The organism is Neptunicoccus cionae, from assembly GCF_014643735.1.
Taxonomy (GTDB): domain Bacteria; phylum Pseudomonadota; class Alphaproteobacteria; order Rhodobacterales; family Rhodobacteraceae; genus Amylibacter; species Amylibacter cionae.
Genome location: NZ_BMKA01000001.1, coordinates 781,503 through 806,994, shown reverse-complemented (window position 1 = coordinate 806,994; position 25,492 = coordinate 781,503). Strand labels below are relative to the sequence as shown.

Genomic DNA, 25,492 nt, shown 5'->3' with positions numbered 1-25,492 from the left:
AATTAGGCGCGATACTACCCGATTTGCATCGTTTCGTCACGCAGCGTTGCTATGCTGCGCGCAACACAAAAGAAAGGGCGTAGCTATGCTGAACAATGACCAACTGGCCGAATGGGACCGCGAGAATTTCTTCCATCCCTCCACCCATCTTGCGCAACACGCACGGGGCGAAACCCCGACACGGGTGATCAGCAGCGGCGACGGCGTGCATATCACGGATCGCGACGGCCGCCGGATGCTGGACGCTTTTGCGGGGCTTTATTGCGTAAACGTAGGCTACGGGCGCACTGAAATCGCTGAGGCGATCTCAAAGCAGGCCCACGAACTGGCCTATTACCATTCCTATGTAGGCCATGGCACCGAAGCCTCGATCACCCTGTCCAAGATGATTTTGGACCGCGCACCGGACAATATGTCCAAAGTCTATTTCGGGCAAAGCGGTTCGGACGCCAATGAAACCAACATCAAACTGGTTTGGTATTACAACAACATCCTTGGCCGCACTGAAAAGAAAAAGATCATCTCGCGCTGGCGCGGCTATCACGGGTCCGGCCTGATGACAGGTTCGCTGACCGGTCTGGAACTGTTCCACAACAAGTTCGACCTGCCCCTGTCCCAAGTCATCCACACCGAAGCGCCCTATTACCTGCGCCGCAAAGATACTGCGATGAGCCCGGCTGAGTTTGCGGCGGATTGTGCGGCCAAACTGGAAGAGTTGATCCTCGCCGAAGGACCGGACACGGTTGCCGCCTTTATCGGTGAACCCGTTCTTGGCACCGGTGGCATTGTGCCTCCGCCCGAAGGATACTGGGAGGCGATTCAGGCGGTTCTGAAGAAATACGACATCCTGCTGATCGCGGATGAAGTGGTTACAGGCTTTGGCCGTTTGGGCAGCATGTTCGGTTCGGACCATTACGGGATTGAGGCGGACATCATCACCATCGCGAAAGGCCTGACCTCTGCCTACGCGCCGCTGTCCGGTTCCATCGTGTCGGATAAGGTTTGGAAAGTGCTGGAAAACGGTACCGATGAAAACGGGCCTATCGGCCACGGCTGGACCTATTCCGCGCACCCGATTGGTGCCGCTGCGGGTGTGGCCAACCTGAACCTAATCGACGAAATGGGGCTGGTAGAGAACTCTGGCAAAACCGGTCCCTACCTGCAGAAAGCCCTTACCGAAGCGCTGGCGGATCACCCAAATGTGGCCGAAGTGCGCGGCGAAGGCCTGATGTGCGCTGTGGAATTTGCCGACACGACAGAACCGCTCGGCTTTTTTGACGCTTCTCGCAAGATTGGCCCGTCGATCTCGGCTGCGATGGCCAGCCGCGATGTCATCGCCCGCGCCATGCCCCAAGGGGACATCATCGGCTTTGCGCCCCCCCTGTGCATCACCGAAGCCGAGGTCGATCATGTGGTTGGCGTAACCGTTGAAGCCGTCAAGGAAGTGCTGGGTTAATCCCTTCTTCTATCAATCGAACAAGAGGCGCAGCGGTCTGACCGTCTGCGCCTCTTTGCTGTAAAAGCCGGGGGAAACCGCGCCCCTCAGACCGCACTAATGCTGCCGCGCCCGCAACGAATCTTCAAAAACGCAACAACACCTTTGCAAAATTCGACAGCGCATGATCTGCAAAACCCGCTTAAACTCTTCCCAGTAGGGACGTATTAGCACGAATTTTGCCATTCCATCGCACTGCACTGGGAAACAGTTGCATCGGAGTGGGGTATCGCCTTACGACAGGAACGCAACGACAGGCGACAGGGATACACGCGTGAAATTATTGGTTGGGAAACATGCTGGACGGAACTCCGTCTTTGCGGTCAATGACGATGCAGCCACCAATCTCTCCCTTTTATCCAGCGCGGTCGGCTCTGATCTTAGATCACTCCTGACCAATCCTGAACTGCTCGCCAGTCTTTCCGCGCGGATCGCCGGATCGGATAAGGTTGCGATTGAAGACATTCTTCCAGCACTGCCTATTGAACGTCCGGGTAAGACGATTTGTCTGGGGCTGAATTATGCCGACCACGCCAGTGAAGGCGGACATGATATGCCGACCTACCCTGCCCTGTTCATGCGCGGACTTGAGTCCCTGATGCCGTCCGGCGCGCCGATGGTACGCCCTAAAAGCTCGACCAAGCTTGACTACGAAGCGGAACTGATGGTGGTTATTGGCAAAGGCGGGCGGCATATCTCGCCGGATGACGCGCTTGATCATGTGTTCGGGTATACGGTGTTTAACGATGGGTCGGTTCGGGATTTCCAGCGCAAGACCCCGCAATGGACGCCCGGCAAGAACTTTGACAACACCGGCGCGGTTGGCCCCTATGTGGTTACGGCAGATGATCTCCCGACAGGCGCCAGCGGGTTGAAAATCGAATCCCGTGTCGGCACAGAAATCCTGCAAAGCGCCAATACATCGGAAATGATGTGGCCGGTTAACAAAGCCATCGCGACCATTTCTGAATTTGCCACATTGAATCCGGGCGACATGATTGCAATGGGCACGCCACCTGGCGTTGGATATGCCCGCACGCCGCCCCGTTTTCTGAAACCGGGCGAAGTGATTGAGGTGGAAATAGAAGGCATCGGCATCTGCGCCAATCCGGTGATCGACGAAGAATAACGCTGTCAAATTTTTTAAAAAATCTTGGAACCCTCCCGCACTGGAATCTTGTTGTGACTTTATAATCACTTCAACGGAGGGAATGATGAACGATAACAACCAAAACAGCGCCTATGGCCGTTTCTTCGCCATGATTGGCACATCTACAGCGATCATGTTCGGGTTAATGTACCTGAACACTTATGCCGTGGACCATCTGTTTTTTAGTGAAACACGATTCTACATGACCTTCGTCATGGGCGCAGTTATGGCCGTTGTCATGCTGACGTTCATGCTTGGCATGTATAACAATAAGTCTGTGAATACAGCGATCTACGTCGGATCAGCACTGGTCTTCGCAGTTGCGCTCTGGCTCGTGCGCTCGCAAGAAACGGTGCAGGACGTTAGCTGGATGAAGGCGATGATTCCCCATCACTCCATCGCGATTTTGACCAGTGAACGTGCGGAAATCACCGATCCCCGTGTACAGGAACTGGCCAACTCCATTATTGAAGCACAACGTCGTGAAATCGGAGAGATGAAAGCCCTCATCGCGGATCTGGAAGCCCGTTAAACGGGGACCAGAAAAATGGTGGGCGACCCTGGAATCGAACCAGGCATGAGTCACCTCGGCGGAGTTACAGTCCGCTGCCGCACCTTGCAGCACGTCGCCCAACGCCGCCCGATTTAGCGATGCGCTTGGGTGGCGTCAACCACTAATCTTGCATCAATCTTTCTTCTTGTTCATCCCGTAGCTCTTGCAGTGGCTTTAAGCATCTGCGACACGGGATAAACACGAGAGCAAGGGCAGCGGATCATGGCCAGAAAACCCAAGAAACCCACATGGGTTGTTGAAAAAGAGCGGGAAAAACGCGGTGAAACTCCGGCAACGGTCTGGCTGTTCGGTCTGCATGCGGTGCGCGATGCTTTGATGAACCCCGCGCGGGTGAAGCACAAGCTGATCTTGACGCCGAATGCGCTGGCGAAACTGGAAGACGCTGTTGCAGCAGGCAATATCGAACCGGACGTGCAAGACCCGCGCAAATTTTCGGCCCCGCTGGATGCGCAATCCGTGCATCAGGGGGCCGCACTTGAAGTGGACCCGCTGATCTGGGGCAGCCTGTCTGAACGCTGTGCGCCACGGGGCGAAAACCCCGTGGTTTTGCTGCTCGACCGCGTAAGCGATCCCCATAACATCGGCGCAATTTTGCGCTCTGCCGAGGTTTTTGGCGCCCGCGCGGTAATAGCCCCCCATCGCCATTCTGCGCCTGAAACCGGCGCGCTGGCAAAAACGGCTTCAGGTGCGCTGGAACGTCAGCCTTACCTCCGGGTGCAAAACCTTGCGACTTCGATGAAGGCGCTTAAAGAGATGGGGTACTTCATCATTGGTCTGGACGGACTGGGGGATGCCGATCTGGCGGAAGAGCTGACGAAATCCGCACAGATGCCCGTGGCTCTTGCGCTTGGGGCGGAAGGTCCGGGCTTGCGGCAGCTGACCCGTGAAAGCTGTGACATCATTGCTAAAATCCGCTTTGCTGGCGGTTTCGGTTCGCTCAACGTGTCAAACGCAGCGGCAGTCGGTCTTTATGAAGCCGCGCGCTTGCGGTAACGGTTCGGTAACGGGGCGATCACGGATGCCCCACGAAAGATAACGCGCCCTCAAATCGCCGTGTCGGCTATAGAGCGGGCCGAATTTAACCGCTAGCATCTTCTGGAGTTCAAACTTTAGGAGACCCACATGAAACTTAACCGCCGTGCGATCCTTGCGCTTTTCAGCGCAAGCGCTGTGACACTGGTCGCCCCAATGGCCGCCGCCAAGAGTCCACCAGTATACACCGAAGATTCGATCGCGATTGATGGCACAGATACTGTGGCGTATTTTTCTCTAGGCAAGCCGGTGGCAGGATCTCGCGCCCATTCGGTTGATTGGAACGGCTCTACATGGCTGTTTGCAAGCGCCGAAAACGCCGCAACCTTTTCCTCCGATCCTGAAAAATATGCCCCCCAATATGGCGGTTACTGTGCCTTTGCGATGGCACGCGGTTATGTTGCACCCACCGAGCCAGAGGCCTGGACCATCGTGGATGGCAAACTGTACTTGAACTTCAATCTTGAAGTGCGGACCAAGTGGCAGGCGGACATTCCGGGCTATATCAAAAAGGCCGATGGCCACTGGCCCGCCCCGTTGGAAAACTGACGCCCTGCGCCCCGTCCCCAACAATGGTTTTTCCACCATTAAACCGTCAAGTGACGGGGCGTGTAACATCAACGTGATCACAATTATATTACAAAACCTTAACTCTTGAACAAACCGCCCTAAATATAAAATCACTGGACGGGTAGAATGGAACTCCCCGTCTCTGACTACTGTCCCTCGTTCCACACCTTGCGCCTGAAGCATTTCTGTTTCGGGCGCTTTTTTTGAGCGGAACAGCGGCGGACCCTACCCTGTCATTTTAAACGCTGTCGTTTTTAAGGTAGAGCCACAACCGCGCCGACGTTATGGTCTTGCCATGAATGAAAACTACTCCGACGATCTTTTGCGCACCGTGCTGAAACGCACCAAAGTCATTGCCTGCATTGGTGTTTCCACCAATCCGATCCGCCCGTCCCATTATGTGGCGCGCTACATGGGGCTGCGGGGCTATCGGGTGATTCCGGTCAATCCGGTCTATGCCGGTGAGGAACTGCTTGGGGAAATTGTGCGGGGCGATCTGTCTGAACTGACGGATGAGACTGTCGATATGGTGGATATCTTCCGCCGCTCCGAGGCTGTGCCGCCCATTGTCACGCAAAGCCTGTCCCTGCTGCCAGCGCTGCAAACCATCTGGATGCAAATCGGCGTATGTCACGCAGAGGCCGCAGCAGAGGCCGAAGCCGCTGGCGTTACTGTGATCCAGAACCGCTGCCCCAAGATCGAATACCAACGGCTTTTCGGTGAATTGCGCAAAGGCGGTTTTAACACGGGAATCATTTCTTCACGGTTGTGAACAGCAGCGGATTAAGCATACTCTGCGCCAAATTGTTCGATTACGGAGGAAACAATGACAGACGGACCTAACTACGGCTTTGACACGCTACAAGTACACGCAGGTGCGCGCCCTGATCCCGCAACCGGCGCACGGCAAACTCCGATTTATCAAAGTACTTCTTATGTCTTTCGCGATGCCGACCACGCCGCAGCCCTGTTTAACCTGCAAGAAGTGGGCTACATTTATTCCCGTTTGACCAACCCGACCGTGGCAGTTCTGCAAGAACGTATCGCCACCCTTGAAGGCGGTGTCGGGGCTGTTTGCTGTTCCTCGGGTCACGCGGCGCAAATCATGTCCCTGTTCCCGCTGATGGGTCCGGGGTGCAATGTTGTTGTGTCTACACGCCTTTACGGTGGGTCGATCACCCAGTTCAGCCAGACCATCAAGCGTTTTGGCTGGTCCGCGACATTCGTTGATTTCGACGATACGGATGCTGTTGCAGCCGCAATTGACGACGACACCCGCGCGGTGTTCTGCGAAAGCGTGTCCAATCCGGGCGGTTATGTAACCGATATTCCGGCGATTGCCGCGATTGCGGATAAAGCCGGCCTGCCCCTGATCGTGGACAACACCTCAGCAACGCCGTACCTGTGCCGCCCGATTGAAATGGGCGCAACGCTGGTTGTTCACTCTACTACCAAATACCTGACAGGTTCAGGAACAGTTACAGGTGGTTGCGTTGTGGACAGCGGCAAATTCGACTGGTCCCAAAGCGATAAGTTCCCATCCCTGAGCGCGCCGGAACCGGCCTATCACGGGCTAAAATTCCATGAGACATTTGGCGAGCTGGCCTTCACTTTCCACGGCATTGCCATCGGCCTGCGCGATCTGGGCATGACGATGAACCCGCAAGGGGCACATTACACGTTGCTTGGGATTGAAACCCTGTCCCTGCGCATGGACCGCCACGTCGCGAACGCCAAAAAGATCGCTGCATGGCTGGAAAAAGACGACCGGATCGAGAAAGTCACCTATGCTGGTCTGGAGTCTTCCCCCTATGCCGAGCGTGCGGGCAAATTGTACCCTAAAGGCGCTGGTGCCCTGTTCACTTGCGCGGTGAAGGGCGGTTATGACGCCTGCATCAAGCTGGTGGATAATCTGGAAATCTTCAGCCACGTGGCCAACCTTGGCGACACACGTTCGTTGATCATCCACCCTGCCTCTACCACGCACCGCCAGTTGACCGAGGAACAGCAGGAAGCCGCTGGTGCCGCACCGGACACAGTGCGCCTGTCTATCGGGATTGAAACAGTGGAAGATCTGCTCGCTGATCTGGATCAAGCGCTCAACAAGGCGACCGCAGCCTGATAAAACTCTGGCGTCCGTATAATGCGGGCGCCAGTACCTTCAGTTTAAGAGCCGATTCCGTCATCTCCGATGGAATCGCGGAGTTAAACTGCAGCGCAGCTTGAAATTTAATCCTTTTGATACGAAATACATTTAAAGACCTAGACACCGCCGCCCGAAGCTTGGGAAATTTCCTAACGCTCATGGGAGGCGAAACTTAAAAACGCAGGATCCCGCCGCCTGATCCGGCAGATAGTTCCAATTCCGGCAAAAATCTGCTACACTAAGGGCTTAGCCCAGCAAAACTGTAGCAATGAACGCCGGTGATGGTATATCCGCGATGTGGATAGAGAGAATTTTATGATGATGGGTGAAACCAAACCGAATTTCGCACTCGATCTGTCGAACGAGGGCGTTGCTCTGTGGCATCGCGCTGGCGGTGGCGGCTGGACCGTGCTTGGTCATGTCCCGCTGGACGCGCCGGACCTGTCGGCGCAGGTGCGTGCGCTGCGGGATCAAGCACTCAGCAATGGTGCAGGCAATGCCCGTCAACGCCGCACTGTGGTACGGGTCCCCCGCTCCGAGGTGATGCTCTCCAAGGTTAGTCTTGGCGTTTTCGAGGACGAGGCAGCAGAACGGCATGGCCTGCGCCAGATTGAAAAAATCTCGCCGCTGCCGATGGATGAAATTGTTTTTGACATGGGCGAAAAGGGCTTTGGCAACATGGCCCCCGTCGGAATCGTGGCCCGCCAAACCCTGCAAGAGGCCGAGGATTTCGCCAAAACCCACGGCTTTGACACGCTTTACTTCACGACCGAATACAGCGAGCGGGAATTTCACCGAGAGCCACGATTTTACCTTACAGATCAGACAGTTGCATCCAAACCCCTGTGGTTTGCCCCTTGGGTTGCAGCGGCCTCTGTCGGGCTGGCAATCGGGTATTTCGGCTATTCGCAGATTACCTCGGACGCCAGCGGCTATGATGCGCCTCCTGCTGTGGCTGCAGTGGAACAATCCACCGGCACCGAAGTCTCTGGTGACACCGGTCAACAGACCGCCGCTTTGTCCTTAGATGCTAACACCGCTGCCCCGAGCGAAGCTGTCTCCACTCCTGAGCCTCAGGAAGAAGCAGTGGCAGATAAGCCCGAAGTCGAAGATGAATCCGAAGTTGCAGACACCACACAGCAGCTTGCCCTGCAAGACATTGCGCCCAATCTGCCGTTTGTGCGGATTGCGCTGAACGCGCCTGCCCAAACGACTTATCCTGAACTTTCCACTAAGGCCGTGCCGCGCAATACCGCGACAGACCGTCCCTATATTATCCGCCTGCAAACCGAAGAATCAGTTTCCCCCGCGGTGGTCGGAGATTCGAAACTTGTCAAAACCAGCAGCTTGCAAATTGCCGAAGCCCGTCGTGATTTGCCCGAAGTTGCGGTAAACGATGAAATCGTCGAGATCATTCAAAGCGATATGGCGCTTGCGATTTATGCACCAACGGAACCGGAAACGCCGGTCCGCCTCGCCGCTTTGACCCTGCCAAGCCGGTCTTTCGATCCGATCCTTCTGGGCAACCTGCCCGCGGTCGATCGTGATGCCGCCCCTGTACCGGATGCCGCACAAAAACCGGCTGCCCGTCCAGTCCGCCCGCCGTCAACTATTACGGCTGAACCGGGCACACTGACGCCCACCAAAGAGGGCACGCCCGGACCGGAATACATCATGATCTTCGCTGGAAAACCGGCGCAGACACCGCCGGATCGTCCGGGCTCGGCGATCCCTGCTGATCCACTGACCGGCTTTACGCCGCGTCTGCGCCCTGACACGCTGGATGTTCCCGAAACGGCCGTAGAAGAACCCGCGGCTGAGGCTCTGTTGGCCGAGAATACAGCACCGCAAGAGACCACCCCCCAGACCATATTGGATCTGGCTGATCCCGCACTCCGCCCCTACCGCGCACGGGTGCGCCCGTCCGATCTGGACGTTCCAGAACCGGGTCCGGCATTCGGTCCACCAACCATCGCGCAGCTGGCAGATCCGGCCCTGCGCCCGTTGCGCGCCAAACTGCGTCCCGCAACTTTGGATGTGCCGGATCAAGTCGCTGTAACATCGCCCGAACCCGCGCCTGTGTCAGAAGTGATTGCGACGCCCGCTGCCGAAACTGAAAGCGACGCGCCAACGCTGGAAACCACCGTGGCAGAAATCGCCGATGAGGCAGATGTAGACGCTGAAACAGCAGCTATTGCGCGGACCGAAGCGCAAGAAGCGATCGAAAGTGCGACCTCGCTGGCGTTGGCCAATCCAGCCCTGCGCCCGCTGGTCCGCCCGACGGATCTGGCCGAAGACCTTGAGGTTGCAACCCCCGAAAACCCCGCCACAGATGAAGCCACTGAGGACGCGGTCGTTGATACAGTGGAGCAGCCGGAAGCCCCGACGTTGACCGCTTTGGCCGATCCGGCCTTAGCAGGCGTGAAGGCACGCAACCGCCCGACGAACCTGCGCGTTTTGACACCGTTTGAAATGGATGGGCTTGTGGCTTTGGCTGATCCTGCACTTGCAGGCAAAAAGTCCCGTTCGCGGCCAAGTGCCCTGCGTGTTATTGCGCCAGAGCCGGAGCCCGAACCAGAGGCGGAAATACTTGTGGCCTCTACCCAGCCACAAAACACGATTGCCAGCGCTTCGCGTTTTGCGATTGATCAAAGCCCCCAGCCCAAGGCGCGCCCTGCCCGTCTGGACCGTGTGGTGAAACGTGTCGCTGCAGCCGAACCCCGTGCCACCGGTGGCAACACCAAAACCACGGCGCAGACGCCCAAAGCGGCTGTTGGCACCGTGAAAGCCCCACCGACACCGACCCGCACCAGTGTGGCAAACGCCGCGACAGAGCGGTCTAAATTCCGCAGCTCCCGTCTTAGCCTTGTGGGCGTCTTCGGCACCCCGAGTGCGCGGCGCGCTCTGGTACGGACCTCAACGGGGCGCTATGTGAAAGTGAAAGCAGGCGACAGCCTCGGCGGTTGGCGAGTCTCTGCCATCGGCGCGGACAGTTTGCGTATCAAAAAAGGCAGCCGCGATCAGGTTTTGAAGATACCATAGGACCCCGCCGCACATCTTAAAATGCAAAAGCCGCCAAGAACGAGAGTTCCGGCGGCTTTTTAATGGGATATCAGGGCCTTGCAGGCTCAGGTCAACATCACGGCGGCCAACCCAAGGAAGGCGAAAAAGCCGACCACATCCGTGACCGTTGTCACGAATGCACCCGATGCAAGTGCGGGGTCGATTTTCAGTTTGGTCAGCGTGATCGGGATCAAAATGCCCGCCATGCCCGCGATCAGCAGGTTGGCGATCATGGCCAGCCCGAGCACCACGCCCAACATAGCAGAACCGAACCAGACCACCCCGACGACACCGATAATCACCGCGAACACCAGACCGTTCAGCAGGCCAACCATGACCTCCCGCCGGATCACCCGCATCGCGTTGGACGCAGTCAAATCCTTCGTCGCCAGCGCGCGCACGGCAACCGTCAGAGTTTGCGTGCCCGCATTCCCCCCCATCGACGCCACAATCGGCATCAGCACAGCAAGGGCAACGATGGCTTCGATCGTGTCGGAAAACTGTGAAATCACCACAGACGCCAGCACGGCTGTGATCAGATTTACCCCAAGCCACGGGAACCGCTGGCGTGTGGTGTCAAGAACACTGTCGGTCAGGCTCTCGTCGCCGACACCGTTCAAAAGCCGAAGGTCTTCTTCGGCTTCTTCATCAAGCACCAACATCGCGTCATCAATGGTAATTACCCCGACCAGACGCCCCTCTTCGTCCACCACGGGGGCGGAAACCATGTGGTACTGATTAAAGGCATAGGCCACATCTTCCTGCGTCTGCGTGACGGGAATAACGTGAAAATGCTCGTCCATGATGGTGGCGAGCATGGTGTCCCGCGGGCTCGACATCAGATCGGACAGGGCCACTTTGCCGATGGGCTGCATTTTGGGATCGACGATCACCACCACATAAAAGCGGTACGGCAGATCGTTTTCGCTGCGCAGATGGTCAATCGCATCGCCCACGGTCCAGTGGGCCGGTGCCATCACCAGCTCCCGTTGCATCAGGCGACCGGCACTTTCCTCGGGGTATTGCAAGGATTGTTCGACGACAACACGATCCGCCTGCTCCAGCGCATCCAGAACGCGGGTTTGCTGGAGCTGTTCCAGATCTTCGACCAGATCGACCACGTCGTCTGATTCCAGATCCTTCAAGGCCGAGCTCATCACGTCAGCCGGAAGGGTTTCGATCAGATCGGCCCGCAGATTTTCGTCCAGTTCCGACAGCACATCACCGTCGAATTCTGTTCCCCAAAGCCCTAGCAAAGCTTCCCGTTCGGCACCGGAAATCTGTTCCAGAACGTCAGCAATATCGGCAGAATGCAGCGGCGCGAGCAGTTCTATCAGTCGGGACTGGTCACCCGCTTCCACCGATTCAAGAATGGCATCAATCGCAACCGTATCAAGCGCATAGGCCCCATCGCCGGCATCGGGGCCCCCAAAGGCGTCATCCGGTGTGATTTGATCCTGCATATTAGCCCCCTGCTTTTGTTTTTCTTCTACCCGCTCGCCTGTTTTGCAACAACCGCAATTCTGGTTAATCCTGTGGTTTGCCTGATCGGAAAATCCCGTCTACTGTAAAGTTTGCTTCCGATCTATTCCATTGGCGTAACACTACATTATGACAGAACAAAAACCGCAAAAACTCCAGTTTAAAACCCTGTCCGATCTGCGGGATGGTGCGATTACCCATCACCAGAAGGGCGATCTTGCCACAGCGCGGGATCTTTACCGCACTTATCTTTCTCGCCACCCCAAGGACGGTCCGATCTGGTCCAATCTCGGCGCTTTGTTTCGCAGTCAAAAGAACTATACGATGGCTGTGGTCTGCCAGCAAAAAGCACTTCAATTACACCCCGAGAGCGACAGTGTTGTAAACAATGCCGCCAATGCCCATTTCGATGCGGGTGAGCCGGACAAAGCGTTGGGATTGCGGCGTAAGGCGCTGGCGATGAAGCCGTCCAACGCCGAGAACTGGTCATCGCTGGGCAAATACCTGCGCGCTCTTGGCCGCTATGCAGAGGCAAAGGCTGAGTTGCAAAAGGCGATACGGGTTCATCCTGACGATCCGGAACTGCATATACAGCTTTCCTTCGCGCTTTTGGCACTTGGGGAATACCCTGCCGGATTTGCGGAATTTGACTGGCGCTGGGAGGGGGATGAAATATCGCTGCCGGATTTGCCGATGCCAAAATGGACAGGACAGGATCTGGCCGGAAAAACGCTTCTGGTGACACCCGAACAAGGCTTTGGTGATACAATTCTAATGGCGCGCTTTCTCAAAGGTGTAGCCGACATGGGCGCAGATGTGCGTCTGTCCGCCAAACAACCGCTGCACCGCGTGTTTAAGGGGCTGGCCGGTGTTACCCGTTTCGCACAAAGCACAGCAGACCTTGAAGGATGTGATTACTGGGCGCCGATGATGGATTTGCCCCGTTATCTTGGCACAACCTTAGACACGCTCCCAGCCCCGACGACGTTGACCATTCCAAAGGACTCGCAGGAACGGGCAACTGCCCTTCTTGCGCCGTTTAAGGACAATTTTAAGGTTGGTGTGCTTTGGTCCGGTTCTGTGACCTACCGCGCTAACCACAAACGCTCTTTCAGCCACCAGCAGTTCCTGCAACTTGCGGATATTCCCAATCTGCAAATGTTCTCGCTTTACAAGGGGTCACTGACGCAGGCTTATCACGAGGATGGAACATCTTGTGTGATACTGGATGCGGCTGGAAGCGACCGCGACTTTGCCGACAGCGCCGCGCTGATCCAGCAGTTGGACCTTGTCATCACGATGGACAGCGCCATTGCCCATGTCGCCGGATCGCTTGGCGCAAAGGTTTGGAACCTGTTGCATTCCGAAGCCTACTGGCTTTATGAACCATTTGAAGACCACACCCCTTGGTATCCCTCTATGCGGTTGATCCGGCAGAAAAAATCGGGTGATTGGGACAGTGTATTTGCAAACCTCCACACGGAGTTGGAAGAATTGGTAAACCGACATGGATGACATACTGACCCCGATCTCGCCGGGGGAACTGCTGGACAAACTGACCATTCTGGCGATCAAGCTGGACAAAATCGAAGACCCCGAGAAGCGGGCAAATGTGAAGGTCGAACACGAAGCCCTGTTCGCAGTTGCCGACAAACACATCCCGAAAACCGAGGAAGTGACCGTTCTTAACATCCGGCTATTGAACGTGAACCGTGAGCTATGGGACATCGAAGACGACATCCGCGAATGCGAACGTGCCGGTGATTTTGGCGAGGAATTCATCCGCCTCGCCCGTGCAGTCTATGTCACCAATGACAAACGGGCGGATTATAAAAAGCAGATAAATCAGGTACTCGGGTCGCGTATTGTCGAAGAGAAATCCTATGCCGACTACTGAACTGATCCTCGGTCAAACACTTTGTTTCACCGGTGATCCGTTTCAGGACGGCCCCGACGCCGCAAGCCATAACCGCCACGGGGCGGTGGCTGTGCGGGATGGCAAAATCATCGACGTGGGCGATGCAGACACCCTGCGTAATGGCCACCCGCAAGCGAAGGTGACTGATCAAGGCGATGCGCTGCTAATGGCCGGCTTTGTAGACAGCCACGTCCACTATCCCCAAACCGGTATAATCGCCAGTTGGGGCAAGCGGCTGATCGACTGGTTGAACAGCTACACTTTTCCGGAAGAAACCCGTTTCAAAGATGTGGATTACGCCACTGAAATTGCTGAAGTTTATTGCGATTTAGCACTAACCAATGGCACCACAACAGCGGCGAGTTATTGCACCATTCACCCCGAAAGCGTCGATGCCTATTTCACGGCGGCACAGGCACGGGGTATGCGGATGCTCGGCGGGAAGACCTGCATGGACCGCAATGCGCCGGACGGTCTGCGCGACACGGCCCGATCTGCCTATGACGACAGCAAGGCGCTGATTGACCGCTGGCACGGGGTGGACCGCCTGAGCTATATCATCACGCCCCGCTTTGCGCCTACATCAAGCGGCGAACAACTTTCGGCCCTCGGTGCGCTCTGGTCAGAGCGACCAGACTGCCTGATGCAAACCCATCTGTCCGAACAGCACGAAGAAATCGCATGGGTCAAAGATTTGTTCCCACACGCGCGCGATTATCTTGATGTGTACGAACAGCACGGGCTGGTCGGCGAAGGCGCGGTTATGGGGCATGCCATCCACCTCACCCCGCGTGAGATTGACCGCATGTCAGATACAGGCGTACGCGTGGGCCACTGCCCGACATCCAACACCTTTATCGGCTCTGGCCTGTGTGACGTGACCGGCCTGCACCAGCGGGGCATTCCGGTGGGGCTGGCGACAGACACAGGGGGCGGTTCTTCCTTCTCGATGCTGCGAACCATGGCCTCCGCCTATGAGGTTGGCCAGTTACGCGGCACGCCGCTGCATCCCGCGCAACTGCTTTATCTCGCGACTGTGGGATCATCCAAGGCACTGGGCCTGCAAGATAAAATCGGAAACCTCGCAACAGGGATGGAGGCCGATCTGATCGCGCTGGACCTGTCCTCCACCCCTGCGATCGCGCAGCGTAGCAAACGGGCGGACGACATCTGGGAAGCGGTATTCCCTACCATAATGATGGGCGACGACCGCGCTATTTCCGGCGTCTGGGTCAACGGCAGGGATATGCGCGGGGGTTAACCTGCCAACCGCGCCGCCAGACGGTTCTGGCGGGTGATAACTTCGCGCAGGTCCAGGTTAACCATCTGCCCGCCCTGCACCACCGCACGCCCTTCAACATAAAGGTCACGCACATTGTGGGGGCCGGTCAGAACCAGCGCCGCGACCGGATCCCAGTTGCCCGCAGCCGCAAGGCCGGACATATCCCAGATCGCGAAATCGGCCCTTTTGCCAACCTCCAAAGACCCGCAATCGGTCCGCCCCAAAACCTGCGCCCCGCCGAGTGTGGCGATCTCCAAGGCCTCCCGCGCGGCCATTGCATCCGCACCGTTTTGCACGCGCTGCAACAACATCGCCTGCCGCGCCTCATCCAGTAGATGCCCTGCATCATTGGACGCCGATCCGTCCACACCCAGCCCGACTCGCACACCCGCGTCCCGCATCTGGCGCACAGGCGCGATGCCAGAGCCAAGACGGCAGTTCGAGCAGGGACAATGGGCAACGCCAGTTCCAGTTCTTGCAAATAAATCAATCTCTTGCGCATCCAACTTCACGCAATGGGCGTGCCATACATCCGCACCGGTCCAGCCCATATCCTCGGCATATTGTCCGGGGCGGCAGCCGAATTTTTCCTGACTATAGGCAATATCCTCGTCGTTTTCCGCCAGATGGGTGTGCAACATGACGCCTTTGTCCCGCGCAAGCGCTGCGCTGTCTTTCATCAGGCCCGTACTGACCGAAAACGGCGAACAGGGCGCCATAACCACCCGCAACATGGACCCGTCCGCACCGTCGTGATAGCGGTCGGCAACGCGGATACAGTCGTTCAGAATATCGGCTTCACGCTCCACCAGATGATCCGGTGGCAGGCCGCCGTCACTCTCCCCGATACTCATGGAACCACGGGCCGCGTGAAAGCGCACGCCAATGCTGCGGGCGGCCTCTATTGCGTCATCAAGTTTGGAGCCATTAGGGAAGATATACTGATGATCGGAGCTGAGCGTGCAGCCCGACAGCGCCAGTTCCGCCAGCCCCACTTGTGCCGATGTAAACATCTCCTCCGGCCCCATCCGCGCCCAAATCGGGTAGAGCGTTTGCAGCCAGCCAAACAGCAGCGCATCCTGCCCGCCCGGAACAGCCCGCGTTAATGTCTGGAACAGATGATGATGCGTATTCACCAGTCCGGGCGTCACAACGCAGCCCTTGGCATTGAGCGTATTACCGCCCGTAAGGTTGGTGCCGATTTCAGCAACCACTCCGTTTTCAACCGCCAGATCAACGCCAGCCAGTTCGGCGCGGCTGGCGTTCATAGTGACCAGATGGTCGATGTTTTTGATTACAAGACGTGTCATGTCTAACTCTCCAATCTAAAGTAAAATCAGCGGCTTGTGCCGCTGATATGATTGAAAAGTCGGGAAATTGGAGAGAGCAGTGCTTGGGCTTAATTCGCGTAGAACGCGTCACTAAATCCGGCACCCCGTGCAGAGCGCAGCGCAGATTGCATCTGCGCCGTGCTGTTGAACGGCCCCAACAGAACAACTTTCAATTTCTTGCCGTTGCGCGCGATTGTACGGCTGCCAACGGGCAATCCACCCGCCTGAAACCGTGAAATCGTGCGGCGTGCATTCTTTGTATCTCCGAATGTGCCGATCTGCACGTACCGTTTGCCGGTGCTGCGCGCCTGTTTTTGCGGCTGGCTGTAGGATTTAGAAGATTTGATCGCCTTGACCGTAGAGGTTTTAACCGCAACTTGACGGACCCGAACCTTCCGCTGGATCAGACGGCGTGGCACTGTGTTGGTCCAGACCATCTCCATCTGCGCATCGCCCTTGGCGGTCACGTCAGGGTCGATGATAACACCGGCGGTCTGCAGGCCGTGGACCTGATCGACCACCTGCGCTTTGGTCACTTTGCGCACCGGCGCGGCTGGCTTGGCGTAAACACTGGCATTGGCAGCCGCCGCGGCTTGCAGGCGGCGCTGCTTCTGCTGGCGCACCAGATCACCCGGATGTACTTTTTGGGCAGGGGTTGTTTTATAGACGGTCACAACGCGCTGTGCGGGAGCTATCTTTACAACTGTTTTCTGCACCGGACGTGCCACGGCCTGAGTGTTCAGGCCAGCGTTTTCAGCCCGATCCCGCGCGGAGCGAACCAGATCGCCGGGGTGAACCGTTTGCGGCCCCCGTTGGGACAAATTGGTGCGGGTCATCGCAGGTGTTACCGCTGCAACCTTCACCGGACGAGGCTTCACAACCACCTTGGCCGTGGATTTGGGTTTAGCTTTGGGCGCTGGCTTGGCCACTGCAACCTTCTTCGGCGCGATTTTCACAACCTTGCGCACCGGCTTGGCTGCTGCGGTTTCGGGCAAGGAAAGATCAACCACCTTGTTGCCAGTTGGCACAGGTTTCGCCTGTTCAAGCGCGGCAAGTTGGCTGCCGGACAAGGAAGGACGGTTGTTCGACGAACAATACACCTTGCGCTTGCGGTTGACGCGGGGCACCCAAGTGACCCGACCGCCAAATCCGGCACGGATAAAGACGCAGCCGCGGCTGTCTACATATTGTTTTCCGGTGAAGGATTGCGGGGGATTTTCGGCGGGTGCCGTGATCTTGCGCAAGGACTGTGCCTCTGCCGGATCGGATAGTGTGAAAACAACCGCGAATCCGGTTGCCATGCCTGCCGCCATTTTGATTATATCACGCACCTCAAGCCCTTTTGGATACATTCTTTACCTGCCTTTTTTGCACTGAACGTGCCTTTTTTAGGACACAATGTAAAGCAATTTAGGCCGATTGTCGCTATATTTCGTGGTGATACAGCGCCAGACCCCACAGTTTGGGGCGCGCGACTAGGACCGTTTACTTGAAGAGAATTACCCAACCTCCTCTGTCCCTTGCCTTTTATCGGCCGGTCACAGATCTCAGAAAATTGTAGAAAATCCGAACGCTCCGAGCCTAGGTTCTGGCCCAATTTTCCAGTTTGCGATAGAGTGTTGAGGGTGACACCCCAAGATGGGCAGCCGCACGCGGGATGGACCCCTGATAATGGCGGATCGTCACTTCGACCACGGCTTTTTCAATCTCAGAGAGCGTCAGCCCGTCCCGTATCAACGCCCGCAGTGCCGCCTCATAGATGTCCGTCTGGTTTAGCGATCCAACGCCTGCTTTTTGCTGACTACGGGCAGTGGCGGCCTGATCTTCGCGGAAGGATTTGACAAAGCTGCGGGGCAGATGGTCCGGCGTAACCTCCCCTGCCGGAGCCGTGTCTGCAACGCTGCGTAAAAGCCTGAGCATCTCAGCATGTTGTCCCGGCCAACTGTATTGCTCGAACATGTCGCAAATCTCGGCACCGAGAACACTATCGTCGCGTCCACTGGCGCGGATGTAGGCGCCAAACAGTTCTTTCGCCAGCACGCTTATCGAAAACCGCCCGTCGTTCAGGCCCGGCAACGCGATGGAGGCCACAGAAAGCCGGTAGTACAAATCTTCGCGCAGACGACCCGCCGCCATTGCAGCTTCGGGTTCCAGAGACGTGCCACAAATGATCCGGATATCCGGTCTGTGGGCCGCACCGTCAGCATCCTTTATAAGTCCGGTTTGCAAATACCACAGAAGCTGGGTCTGAATTTTCAAGGGAAGATCGCAAATATCGTTGAGAAACACCGTCCCGCCTGTCCGCATCAGGTCACTTGGCAGGCGGTCAAGCAGGTCACCCGCCCTGCCCTTTTCGCAGTCCAACGCGACAAAATCCCCGTCCCGTAAAAAGGAACTATTGTGGATCAGGCGGGCGCAGGCTTCTTTCATCACACCCTTAGGGCCCGTAATCAGCACGGGTGCCAAAGACGGTGCGATCTGGGCGACGACCCGTTTGACACTGGCATCCATCGCCATAAAGCCCCGCGCTAATCCAGCGGTTTCTTCCTTGACCTGACCGGCATCCGGCATCTTTGCGGCATTATCCACGATATGCACAAGACGGTGGCAATCGAACGGTTTCACGACGAAATCAAATGCGCCAAGCTTCATCGCATCGGACGCTTGTTTCATCGACCCGCTCGCGGTGGTGACAATGATGCGCGTATCCGGTCTGGCGCCCAGCATACCGCCGATCACCGGCTTCACGCCCTGCTCTGCCATCAAAAGATCGATGATCACTATGGCATGGCCACTGGTCGCAAAAAGCGCCGCTGCCTTGGGCAAGCTGTGGGCCAGATCGACGGCATAGCCGCGCTGTTCCAACTGCCGGACACAAGAACTGAGAAGTTGCTCGCTACCCTCGACGATTAGAATCCGGCCCACCATAGGTTATTCCGGCCCCGATTGGGGCGGTTTTGGGATATGGCTGAAACGGAGCTTAAACACGTTAATCTTCTTATCTTGCGATGCGCCCGCACACCAAAAAGGATGCGCGCTAAGTATAGATCATATTAACCTGTTAAGACCAGCCTTCAAGCTACCCAGGGTAGCCAAGCGTTTTAAATGACGTTGCGATTTCGTCAATAATGGCTGGATCGTCGATCGTTGCGGGTGTTTTGAATTCTTCGCCGTCTGCGATCTTGGCCATCGTGGCGCGCAGGATTTTTCCTGAACGGGTCTTAGGCAAGCGGTCTACCACGCAGGCCAGCTTGAAGGCTGCAACCGGACCGATCTTGTTGCGGACCAGTTGGATACATTCCTTCACAATTTCGTCGTGCGGGCGGTCCACGCCGGATGTAAGGCACAAGATGCCAAGGGGCAATTGCCCCTTCAGCGGATCGGCTACACCGATCACCGCGCATTCAGCTACGTCGGGATGTCCGGCAAGGATTTCTTCCATTGCACCGGTAGACAGGCGATGCCCCGCCACGTTGATCACATCATCCGTGCGCGCCATGATATAAAGGTATCCGTCCTCGTCCTTCATACCCGCATCACCGGTTTCGTAGTATCCCTCAAACGTCTGAAGATAGGCCGAGCGATAGCGCCCTTCGGCGTTCCACAACGTTGGCAATGTCCCTGGGGGAAGTGGCAGTTTCACGGCAATCGCGCCCAGTTCTCCGGCGGGCATCTCTTCGCCCTCGTCGCTTAGGATGCGCACATCATACCCCGGCATCGGAACCGTCGGAGAGCCCACTTTGACTGGCAGGGCTTCGATCCCCATCGGGTTGCCCACCATCGGATAACCGGTTTCAGTCTGCCACCAGTGGTCAATAACCGGAATCCCCAGTTGGTCCTGCGCCCACAGGATAGTGTCAGGATCGGCACGTTCACCGGCCAGAAACAGGGTGTCTAGGTTCGATAAGTCATATTTCTTCCGATACTCCCCCTTGGGGTCTTCCCGTTTTATTGCACGGAATGCAGTCGGTGCGGTGAACATGGCGCGCACTTTGTAATCCTGCATCACCCGCCAGAATGTGCCCGCATCAGGCGTGCCCACCGGCTTGCCTTCAAACACCACTGTCGTGTTGCCGTGGATCAGCGGGGCGTAACAAATGTAGGAATGCCCCACGACCCAGCCCACATCCGATGCAGCCCAGAACACATCGCCCGGATCAACGCCGTAGACGTTTTTCATGGTCCAGTTCAACGCCACCAGATGCCCGCCGGTGTGACGCACAACGCCCTTGGGCTGGCCCGTGGTGCCGGAGGTATAAAGCACATAGACGGGATCATTGCCCTTTACCGGAACGCAGGGCGCGGGTGTGACATCGGCCTGCACATCATTCCAATCGTGATCACGGCCCGGTTCCAGTGTTGCCTCAGCCTGTTCGCGCTGGAAGATGATGCAGGTCTCGGGCTTGTGGTCGGCCATTTCAATCGCCTCGTCCAGAAGCGGTTTATAGGCGATGACCCGACCCGGTTCGATCCCGCAACTGCTGGCAATGACTGCTTTGGGGGTGGCGTCATTGATCCGTGTGGCAAGTTCGCTGGCAGCAAATCCGCCAAATACCACCGAATGGATCGCACCAATCCGCGCACAAGCCAGCATGGCGATAATCGCTTCGGGGGTCATCGACATATAGATGATCACTCGATCACCTTTAATGATCCCTTGCTCCAGCAGGGCTCCACCTAGGCGGGCAACGCGGGTCTGCAACTCGGCATAGGAAATCCGGCTTTTCGCGCCAGTGATCGGGCTGTCATAGATGATTGCGTCCTGATCGCCGCGCCCGTTTTCCACGTGCCGGTCCACCGCATTGTAACAGGTGTTGACCACACCATCAGAGAACCATTCGTACAGGGGTGCATTTTCGTCATGCAGCGCCTTTGTCGGCTCTACAATCCAGTCAATAGATTTGGCAGCCTCCATCCAGAATGCCTCTGGATCGGCCTGCCAATCTGCGTAGACCTCTTTGTACCCCATGATAACTCCTCCCGTTCGTCCCTATTAATCGTAAGAATGCACCGACGTTCCGGCCAGTGCAGCAATATTCAACAAGCCCCGCGGCGTGATCGACGGGGTCACGATATGGGCCTTATTGCCCATCCCCATCAGGATCGGGCCAACCTCCAGCCCCCCTGCACGGGTCTTTAACACGTTGCGCACAGCACTTGCGGCGTCGGTGTTGGCGAAAACCAGCGTGTTGGCCGCGCCCTCCATCCGGCTGTCGGGCATGATGCGTGCGCGCACCTCGGGATCGAGCGCACTGTCCGCGTGCATCTCGCCCTCGTACTGGAAATCAAGATCAAGCGTGTCGAGGATATCCAGCGCACCGCGCATCCGGCGTCCGCTTTGCGTATCCAGATTCCCGAACTGGGAATGGGACAGCAGCGCCACTTTGGGTTCGACACCGAAGCGTTTTACATGACGCGCAGCAGATATCACCGTCTGGGCAATCTGATCCGCAGTCGGTTCTGGGTTAACTTGGGTATCTGCCACGAACAACGCACCGCTTTGCTGGATCATCAGGGATAGCGCGCCGACGGGGTGCAAATCCCCCCGTCCCAGAATTTCGCTGACGTATTTCAGATGCCACAGATACTGGCCGAAAGTGCCGCAGATCAGGCTGTCGGCCTCTCCACGGTGCACAGCCACCGCGCCAATGGCCGTGGTGTTGGTGCGCATGATCGCCTTGGCCAGATCCGGCGTCACCCCGCGCCGTTTCATCAGATCGTAATAGGTTTTCCAGTAATCGCGATAGCGGCTGTCGCTTTCGGGGTTTACCACGTCAAAATCCACATCAGGTTGGATGCGCAGGCCAGAACGGGCAATCCGTTTCTTGATCACTTCTGGACGCCCGATCAGGATCGGACGATCCACGCCCTCCTCCATCATCGCGCCCACCGCCCGCAGCACCCGTTCGCTTTCCCCTTCGGCAAAGATCAAACGGCGCACGGTATTGCGGGCGAGTTCGAACACAGGGCGCATAATGAAGGCGGATTTGAAGACGGAGCGATCCAGATCAGCCTTATAATCCTCAATATCGGCCACAGGACGCTTGGCAACACCGCTTTCCATTGCGGCCTTGGCTACGGCACTGGCCACGATGCCCATCAGACGCGGATCAAAGGGTTTGGGGATCAGGTAATCCGGCCCGAAGGTCATTTTCTCGCCCTGATAGGCGGCAGCGGCCTCCGCACTGCTGGTGGCGCGGGCCAGTTCTGCAATGCCTTTGACACAGCCGATTTGCATGGCGTCGTTGATTTCCGTAGCGCCCACGTCCAATGCACCGCGAAATATGAACGGGAAGCACAGGACGTTATTCACCTGATTTGGATAATCCGAACGCCCTGTCGCAATAATCGCATCCGGTGCCACAGCTTTGGCCGCATCGGGCATGATCTCCGGTGTCGGATTGGCCAGCGCAAAGATGATCGGCTGCGCCGTCATCCGTTTGACCATATCAGGCTTCAGCACACCCGGACCAGAGAGACCAAGGAACATATCGGCACCCTCGATCACGTCATCCAGTGTGCGCAAGTCGCTGGCTTGGGCAAAGGCAGCTTTCTGCGGGTTCATGTCCTCGGCTCGGCCTTCATAAACCAGCCCGTGAATGTCGCAGAGCCAGATATTCTCGCGCTTCACCCCGAGTTTGACGAGCATGTTCAGACAGGCAATCCCCGCTGCACCGCCCCCAGTCGAGACGATCTTAATGTCCTCAAACCGCTTACCGGCGACCTCTATCGCGTTGGTCGCGGCTGCGCCCACAACAATGGCCGTGCCGTGCTGGTCATCGTGGAAAACGGGGATATTCATCCGCTCACGGCAGATTTTTTCGACAATAAAACAATCCGGTGCCTTAATGTCTTCAAGATTGATCGCGCCGAAGGTCGGTTCCATCGCGCAGACAATTTCCGCCAGTTTTTCAGGGTCGGTTTCATCCAGTTCGATGTCAAAGCAATCAATATTGGCGAATTTCTTGAACAGAACCGCCTTGCCTTCCATCACAGGCTTAGACGCCAGCGCCCCGATATTGCCCAGCCCCAGCACAGCCGAACCGTTGCTGACCACCCCGACAAGATTGCCACGGGTGGTGTAGAGTTCGGCGGCACTGCGGTCTTCCTTGATCTCAAGACACGCCTCAGCCACGCCCGGACTATAGGCCAGCGATAGATCTCGCTGGTTGCCCATAGGCTTGGTGGCCCTGATCTCCAATTTGCCCGGTTTGGGGTGCTGGTGATAATTCAGGGCGCGGGTTTTGGGCGTATCGACCATGGGGGCTCCTTAACTGGATTTTATCAGTTCAAGGATGTCGCGTGCTGCGGAGGGAATGTTCGTTCCTGGTCCAAAGATCGCCTTCACCCCTGATTTATAAAGGAAATCATAATCCTGCTGCGGGATAACCCCGCCGCAAATCACAATGATGTCCTCTGCTTTCTGGTCTTTTAGCGCCTGAACCAACTGGGGTGCCAGCGTTTTATGCCCCGCAGCCTGAGAAGAAATGCCGATCACATGCACATCGTTGTCGATTGCATCCCGCGCGGCCTCTGCGGGGGTTTGGAACAGCGGGCCTACGTCCACGTCAAAGCCGATGTCAGCAAAGGCTGTTGCGATCACTTTGGCGCCGCGGTCGTGACCGTCCTGCCCCATTTTCACCACCAGCATACGCGGGCGGCGGCCCTCTTCCTTGGCAAACGCATCCACATCTGCCTGAATTTGTGCGAACCCTTCATCGCCTTCATAGGCGGCACCGTATACCCCAGCCAACGTTTTTACCTCTGCTCTATGGCGCCCGAAGGCGGCTTCCATTGCGTCTGAAATTTCCCCCACCGTGGCGCGTGCGCGGGCAGCTTCAACCGCCAGTGCCAGTAAGTTGCCCTCGCCCGTGCTTGCGCCCTGCTCCAGCAGCATCAGCGCCTGTGCGCAGGCATCTGCATCCCGCGTGGCGCGGATTTTCTCAAGCCGTGCAATCTGGCTGTCCCTCACGGCGGAATTGTCGATGTCGCGGATGTTGATTTCGGGCTGTTTATCAAGGGTGAACTTGTTCAGACCGACCACAACCTCGTCACCCTTATCCACCGCAGCCTGACGCCGCGCGGCGGCTTCTTCGATCCGCAGCTTGGGCATACCGGAGGCCACAGCCTTGGTCATGCCGCCCATTTCATCCACTTCGCGGATGATCTTGCGCGCCTCATTGGCCAGCTCGTTGGTGAGGTTCTCAATGTAGTACGACCCCGCCAGCGGATCGACCACATTGGTCACGCCGGTTTCGTTTTGCAGGATTAGCTGCGTGTTGCGTGCCAGCCGCGAGGATTCCTCGGTCGGCAAGGCAATCGCCTCGTCGAAAGAGTTGGTGTGCAGGCTTTGAGTGCCGCCCAGAACCGCGCTCATCGCTTCATAGGCGGTGCGCACCACGTTGTTGTAGGGGTCTTGTTCCTGCAAGGACACGCCAGAGGTCTGGCAGTGGGTGCGCAGCATAGAGGAACCGGGCTTCTTTGGTTCAAACTCTGCCATGATTTCCGCCCAAAGCAGACGCGCAGCCCGCAGCTTGGCGATTTCCATGAAGAAGTTCATGCCAATCGCAAAGAAGAAGGACAAACGGCCCGCGAAGGCGTCTACATCCATGCCCTTGGCAATCGCGGTTTTCACGTATTCCTTACCGTCCGCTAGCGTAAACGCCAGTTCCTGCACCAGATTGGCGCCCGCTTCCTGCATGTGATAGCCCGAAATCGAGATCGAGTTGAACTTCGGCATGTCGGTCGCCGTAAATTCGATAATATCCGCAACGATCCGCATGGAAGGCTCTGGCGGATAGATATAGGTGTTGCGCACCATGAATTCTTTCAGGATGTCGTTCTGGATCGTGCCGGACAGAACCTTGCGGTCATGGCCCTGCTCTTCCCCTGCAACGATGAATGAGGCCAGCACAGGGATCACCGCGCCGTTCATGGTCATCGACACGGAAATCTGATCCAACGGGATGCCGTCGAACAGGATTTTCATATCCTCAACGGAATCAATCGCCACACCGGCTTTGCCCACATCGCCCACAACCCGTTCGTGATCACTGTCATAACCACGGTGGGTGGCCAGATCGAACGCAACAGAAACCCCCTGCTGCCCGCCCTTCAGCGCCTGACGGTAAAATTCATTGGATTCCTCAGCCGTAGAAAACCCTGCATACTGGCGGATCGTCCAAGGGCGGCCTGTGTACATCGTCGCCCGTGGACCGCGTGTGTAAGGGTTCACCCCTGGCACACCGCCCAGATGGTCCAGACCCTCAAGGTCGTCTTCGGTATAGACCGGTTTAACCTTGATGCCTTCAGGGGTCTCCCATGTCAGACTGTCGAGCGGTCTGCCGCGCAGTTCTTTTTCTGCCAGCGTTTCCCAAGTCTTCTTGTCCTCTGCGCTCATGTTATGCGCTCCTTCTTTTTGCTGTCGCGGCGGAACCGCGGTGTATCCG

The 25,492-nt window shown here is 57.0% G+C and carries 18 protein-coding genes and 1 tRNA gene; 11 read left to right on the top strand and 8 right to left on the bottom strand.

The genetic code is table 11. From position 1 onward, the window contains the following. Positions 1-85: 85 nt before the first annotated feature. The 3 genes from IEX10_RS03545 to IEX10_RS03535 all read left to right on the top strand — a co-directional run bounded on the left by IEX10_RS03545 (position 86) and on the right by IEX10_RS03535 (position 3,177). Positions 86-1,456 carry an aspartate aminotransferase family protein gene (locus IEX10_RS03545; protein WP_188670949.1) on the top strand — a complete coding sequence of 457 codons (1,371 nt, stop codon included), beginning with the start codon at positions 86-88 and terminating at the stop codon, positions 1,454-1,456. A gap of 313 nt (positions 1,457-1,769) precedes the next feature. Continuing rightward, complete coding sequence (locus tag IEX10_RS03540) at positions 1,770-2,624, top strand: fumarylacetoacetate hydrolase family protein (protein WP_188670947.1); 855 nt, start codon at positions 1,770-1,772, stop codon at positions 2,622-2,624. A gap of 85 nt (positions 2,625-2,709) precedes the next feature. Continuing rightward, positions 2,710-3,177: a DUF305 domain-containing protein gene (locus IEX10_RS03535; protein WP_188670945.1), complete on the top strand. Its 468-nt coding sequence runs from the start codon at positions 2,710-2,712 to the stop codon at positions 3,175-3,177. A gap of 16 nt (positions 3,178-3,193) precedes the next feature. Here IEX10_RS03535 and IEX10_RS03530 read toward each other — a convergent pair. Further along, a tRNA-Tyr gene (locus IEX10_RS03530) sits at positions 3,194-3,277 on the bottom strand. A gap of 143 nt (positions 3,278-3,420) precedes the next feature. On the opposite strand from IEX10_RS03530, the gene rlmB reads away from it, so the two are divergent. From rlmB to IEX10_RS03505, 5 genes are all read left to right on the top strand, one after another. Further along, positions 3,421-4,212: a 23S rRNA (guanosine(2251)-2'-O)-methyltransferase RlmB gene (rlmB, locus tag IEX10_RS03525; RefSeq protein ID WP_188670943.1), complete on the top strand. Its 792-nt coding sequence runs from the start codon at positions 3,421-3,423 to the stop codon at positions 4,210-4,212. Positions 4,213-4,341: 129 nt separating this feature from the next. Then, complete coding sequence (locus tag IEX10_RS03520) at positions 4,342-4,800, top strand: YHS domain-containing (seleno)protein (protein ID WP_188670942.1); 459 nt, start codon at positions 4,342-4,344, stop codon at positions 4,798-4,800. 316 nt (positions 4,801-5,116) lie between these two features. Beyond that, complete coding sequence (locus IEX10_RS03515; RefSeq protein ID WP_188670939.1) at positions 5,117-5,593, top strand: CoA-binding protein; 477 nt, start codon at positions 5,117-5,119, stop codon at positions 5,591-5,593. Between the two features lie 54 nt (positions 5,594-5,647). Beyond that, the gene (locus IEX10_RS03510; RefSeq protein ID WP_188670937.1) at positions 5,648-6,943 is read left to right on the top strand and encodes an O-acetylhomoserine aminocarboxypropyltransferase/cysteine synthase family protein; all 1,296 of its coding nucleotides are present in this window, start codon (positions 5,648-5,650) and stop codon (positions 6,941-6,943) included. 339 nt (positions 6,944-7,282) lie between these two features. Beyond that, the gene (locus tag IEX10_RS03505) at positions 7,283-10,009 is read left to right on the top strand and encodes a hypothetical protein (RefSeq protein ID WP_188670936.1); all 2,727 of its coding nucleotides are present in this window, start codon (positions 7,283-7,285) and stop codon (positions 10,007-10,009) included. Between the two features lie 86 nt (positions 10,010-10,095). Here IEX10_RS03505 and mgtE read toward each other — a convergent pair whose 3' ends face one another. Continuing rightward, positions 10,096-11,493: a magnesium transporter gene (gene mgtE / locus IEX10_RS03500; protein WP_188670934.1), complete on the bottom strand. Its 1,398-nt coding sequence runs from the start codon at positions 11,491-11,493 to the stop codon at positions 10,096-10,098. A 148-nt stretch (positions 11,494-11,641) separates the two neighbouring features. Between mgtE and IEX10_RS03495 the strand changes: the two genes are divergently transcribed. From IEX10_RS03495 to guaD, 3 genes are read left to right on the top strand one after another with little or no spacing between them, the layout of a single operon-like run. After that, positions 11,642-13,027: a tetratricopeptide repeat protein gene (locus IEX10_RS03495; RefSeq protein WP_188670932.1), complete on the top strand. Its 1,386-nt coding sequence runs from the start codon at positions 11,642-11,644 to the stop codon at positions 13,025-13,027. Beyond that, complete coding sequence (locus IEX10_RS03490) at positions 13,020-13,409, top strand: DUF6165 family protein (protein WP_188670930.1); 390 nt, start codon at positions 13,020-13,022, stop codon at positions 13,407-13,409. The genes IEX10_RS03495 and IEX10_RS03490 overlap by 8 nt, the downstream gene beginning before the upstream one ends. Then, positions 13,396-14,691, top strand: coding sequence for a guanine deaminase (gene guaD / locus IEX10_RS03485; protein ID WP_188670928.1), 1,296 nt, complete (start codon positions 13,396-13,398; stop codon positions 14,689-14,691). The genes IEX10_RS03490 and guaD overlap by 14 nt, the downstream gene beginning before the upstream one ends. Here guaD and IEX10_RS03480 read toward each other — a convergent pair. The 6 genes from IEX10_RS03480 to scpA all read right to left on the bottom strand — a co-directional run bounded on the left by IEX10_RS03480 (position 14,688) and on the right by scpA (position 25,443). Beyond that, positions 14,688-16,022: an 8-oxoguanine deaminase gene (locus IEX10_RS03480; RefSeq protein WP_188670926.1), complete on the bottom strand. Its 1,335-nt coding sequence runs from the start codon at positions 16,020-16,022 to the stop codon at positions 14,688-14,690. The two genes, guaD and IEX10_RS03480, sit on opposite strands and share 4 nt — an antisense overlap. A gap of 89 nt (positions 16,023-16,111) precedes the next feature. Next, positions 16,112-17,344 carry an SPOR domain-containing protein gene (locus IEX10_RS03475; RefSeq protein WP_188670924.1) on the bottom strand — a complete coding sequence of 411 codons (1,233 nt, stop codon included), beginning with the start codon at positions 17,342-17,344 and terminating at the stop codon, positions 16,112-16,114. Between the two features lie 280 nt (positions 17,345-17,624). Then, positions 17,625-18,971 (bottom strand): sigma-54-dependent transcriptional regulator, encoded by a 1,347-nt coding sequence (locus IEX10_RS03470; protein WP_188670922.1) that lies wholly within the window; start codon positions 18,969-18,971, stop codon positions 17,625-17,627. Positions 18,972-19,122: 151 nt separating this feature from the next. Beyond that, entirely contained in the window at positions 19,123-21,012 is a 1,890-nt protein-coding gene (locus IEX10_RS03465; RefSeq protein WP_188670920.1) for a propionyl-CoA synthetase, read from the bottom strand. Between the two features lie 24 nt (positions 21,013-21,036). Then, positions 21,037-23,304 (bottom strand): NADP-dependent malic enzyme, encoded by a 2,268-nt coding sequence (locus IEX10_RS03460; RefSeq protein ID WP_188670918.1) that lies wholly within the window; start codon positions 23,302-23,304, stop codon positions 21,037-21,039. 9 nt (positions 23,305-23,313) lie between these two features. Further along, positions 23,314-25,443 (bottom strand): methylmalonyl-CoA mutase, encoded by a 2,130-nt coding sequence (gene scpA / locus IEX10_RS03455; RefSeq protein ID WP_188670916.1) that lies wholly within the window; start codon positions 25,441-25,443, stop codon positions 23,314-23,316. Between the last annotated feature and the right edge of the window lie 49 nt (positions 25,444-25,492).

Bases quoted from the DNA above. Each gene is read 5' to 3' on its own strand.
- IEX10_RS03535 (WP_188670945.1), top strand. From the start codon at position 2,710: ATGAACGATAACAACCAAAACAGCGCCTATGGCCGTTTCTTCGCCATG.
- IEX10_RS03495 (WP_188670932.1), top strand. From the start codon at position 11,642: ATGACAGAACAAAAACCGCAAAAACTCCAGTTTAAAACCCTGTCCGAT.
- rlmB (WP_188670943.1), top strand. From the start codon at position 3,421: ATGGCCAGAAAACCCAAGAAACCCACATGGGTTGTTGAAAAAGAGCGG.
- IEX10_RS03460 (WP_188670918.1), bottom strand. From the start codon at position 23,304: ATGGTCGATACGCCCAAAACCCGCGCCCTGAATTATCACCAGCACCCC.
- IEX10_RS03475 (WP_188670924.1), bottom strand. From the start codon at position 17,344: ATGGCAACCGGATTCGCGGTTGTTTTCACACTATCCGATCCGGCAGAG.
- scpA (WP_188670916.1), bottom strand. From the start codon at position 25,443: ATGAGCGCAGAGGACAAGAAGACTTGGGAAACGCTGGCAGAAAAAGAA.
- IEX10_RS03465 (WP_188670920.1), bottom strand. From the start codon at position 21,012: ATGGGGTACAAAGAGGTCTACGCAGATTGGCAGGCCGATCCAGAGGCA.
- IEX10_RS03545 (WP_188670949.1), top strand. From the start codon at position 86: ATGCTGAACAATGACCAACTGGCCGAATGGGACCGCGAGAATTTCTTC.
- IEX10_RS03480 (WP_188670926.1), bottom strand. From the start codon at position 16,022: ATGACACGTCTTGTAATCAAAAACATCGACCATCTGGTCACTATGAAC.
- mgtE (WP_188670934.1), bottom strand. From the start codon at position 11,493: ATGCAGGATCAAATCACACCGGATGACGCCTTTGGGGGCCCCGATGCC.
- IEX10_RS03470 (WP_188670922.1), bottom strand. From the start codon at position 18,971: ATGGTGGGCCGGATTCTAATCGTCGAGGGTAGCGAGCAACTTCTCAGT.
- IEX10_RS03515 (WP_188670939.1), top strand. From the start codon at position 5,117: ATGAATGAAAACTACTCCGACGATCTTTTGCGCACCGTGCTGAAACGC.
- IEX10_RS03490 (WP_188670930.1), top strand. From the start codon at position 13,020: ATGGATGACATACTGACCCCGATCTCGCCGGGGGAACTGCTGGACAAA.
- IEX10_RS03505 (WP_188670936.1), top strand. From the start codon at position 7,283: ATGATGATGGGTGAAACCAAACCGAATTTCGCACTCGATCTGTCGAAC.
- IEX10_RS03520 (WP_188670942.1), top strand. From the start codon at position 4,342: ATGAAACTTAACCGCCGTGCGATCCTTGCGCTTTTCAGCGCAAGCGCT.
- IEX10_RS03510 (WP_188670937.1), top strand. From the start codon at position 5,648: ATGACAGACGGACCTAACTACGGCTTTGACACGCTACAAGTACACGCA.
- guaD (WP_188670928.1), top strand. From the start codon at position 13,396: ATGCCGACTACTGAACTGATCCTCGGTCAAACACTTTGTTTCACCGGT.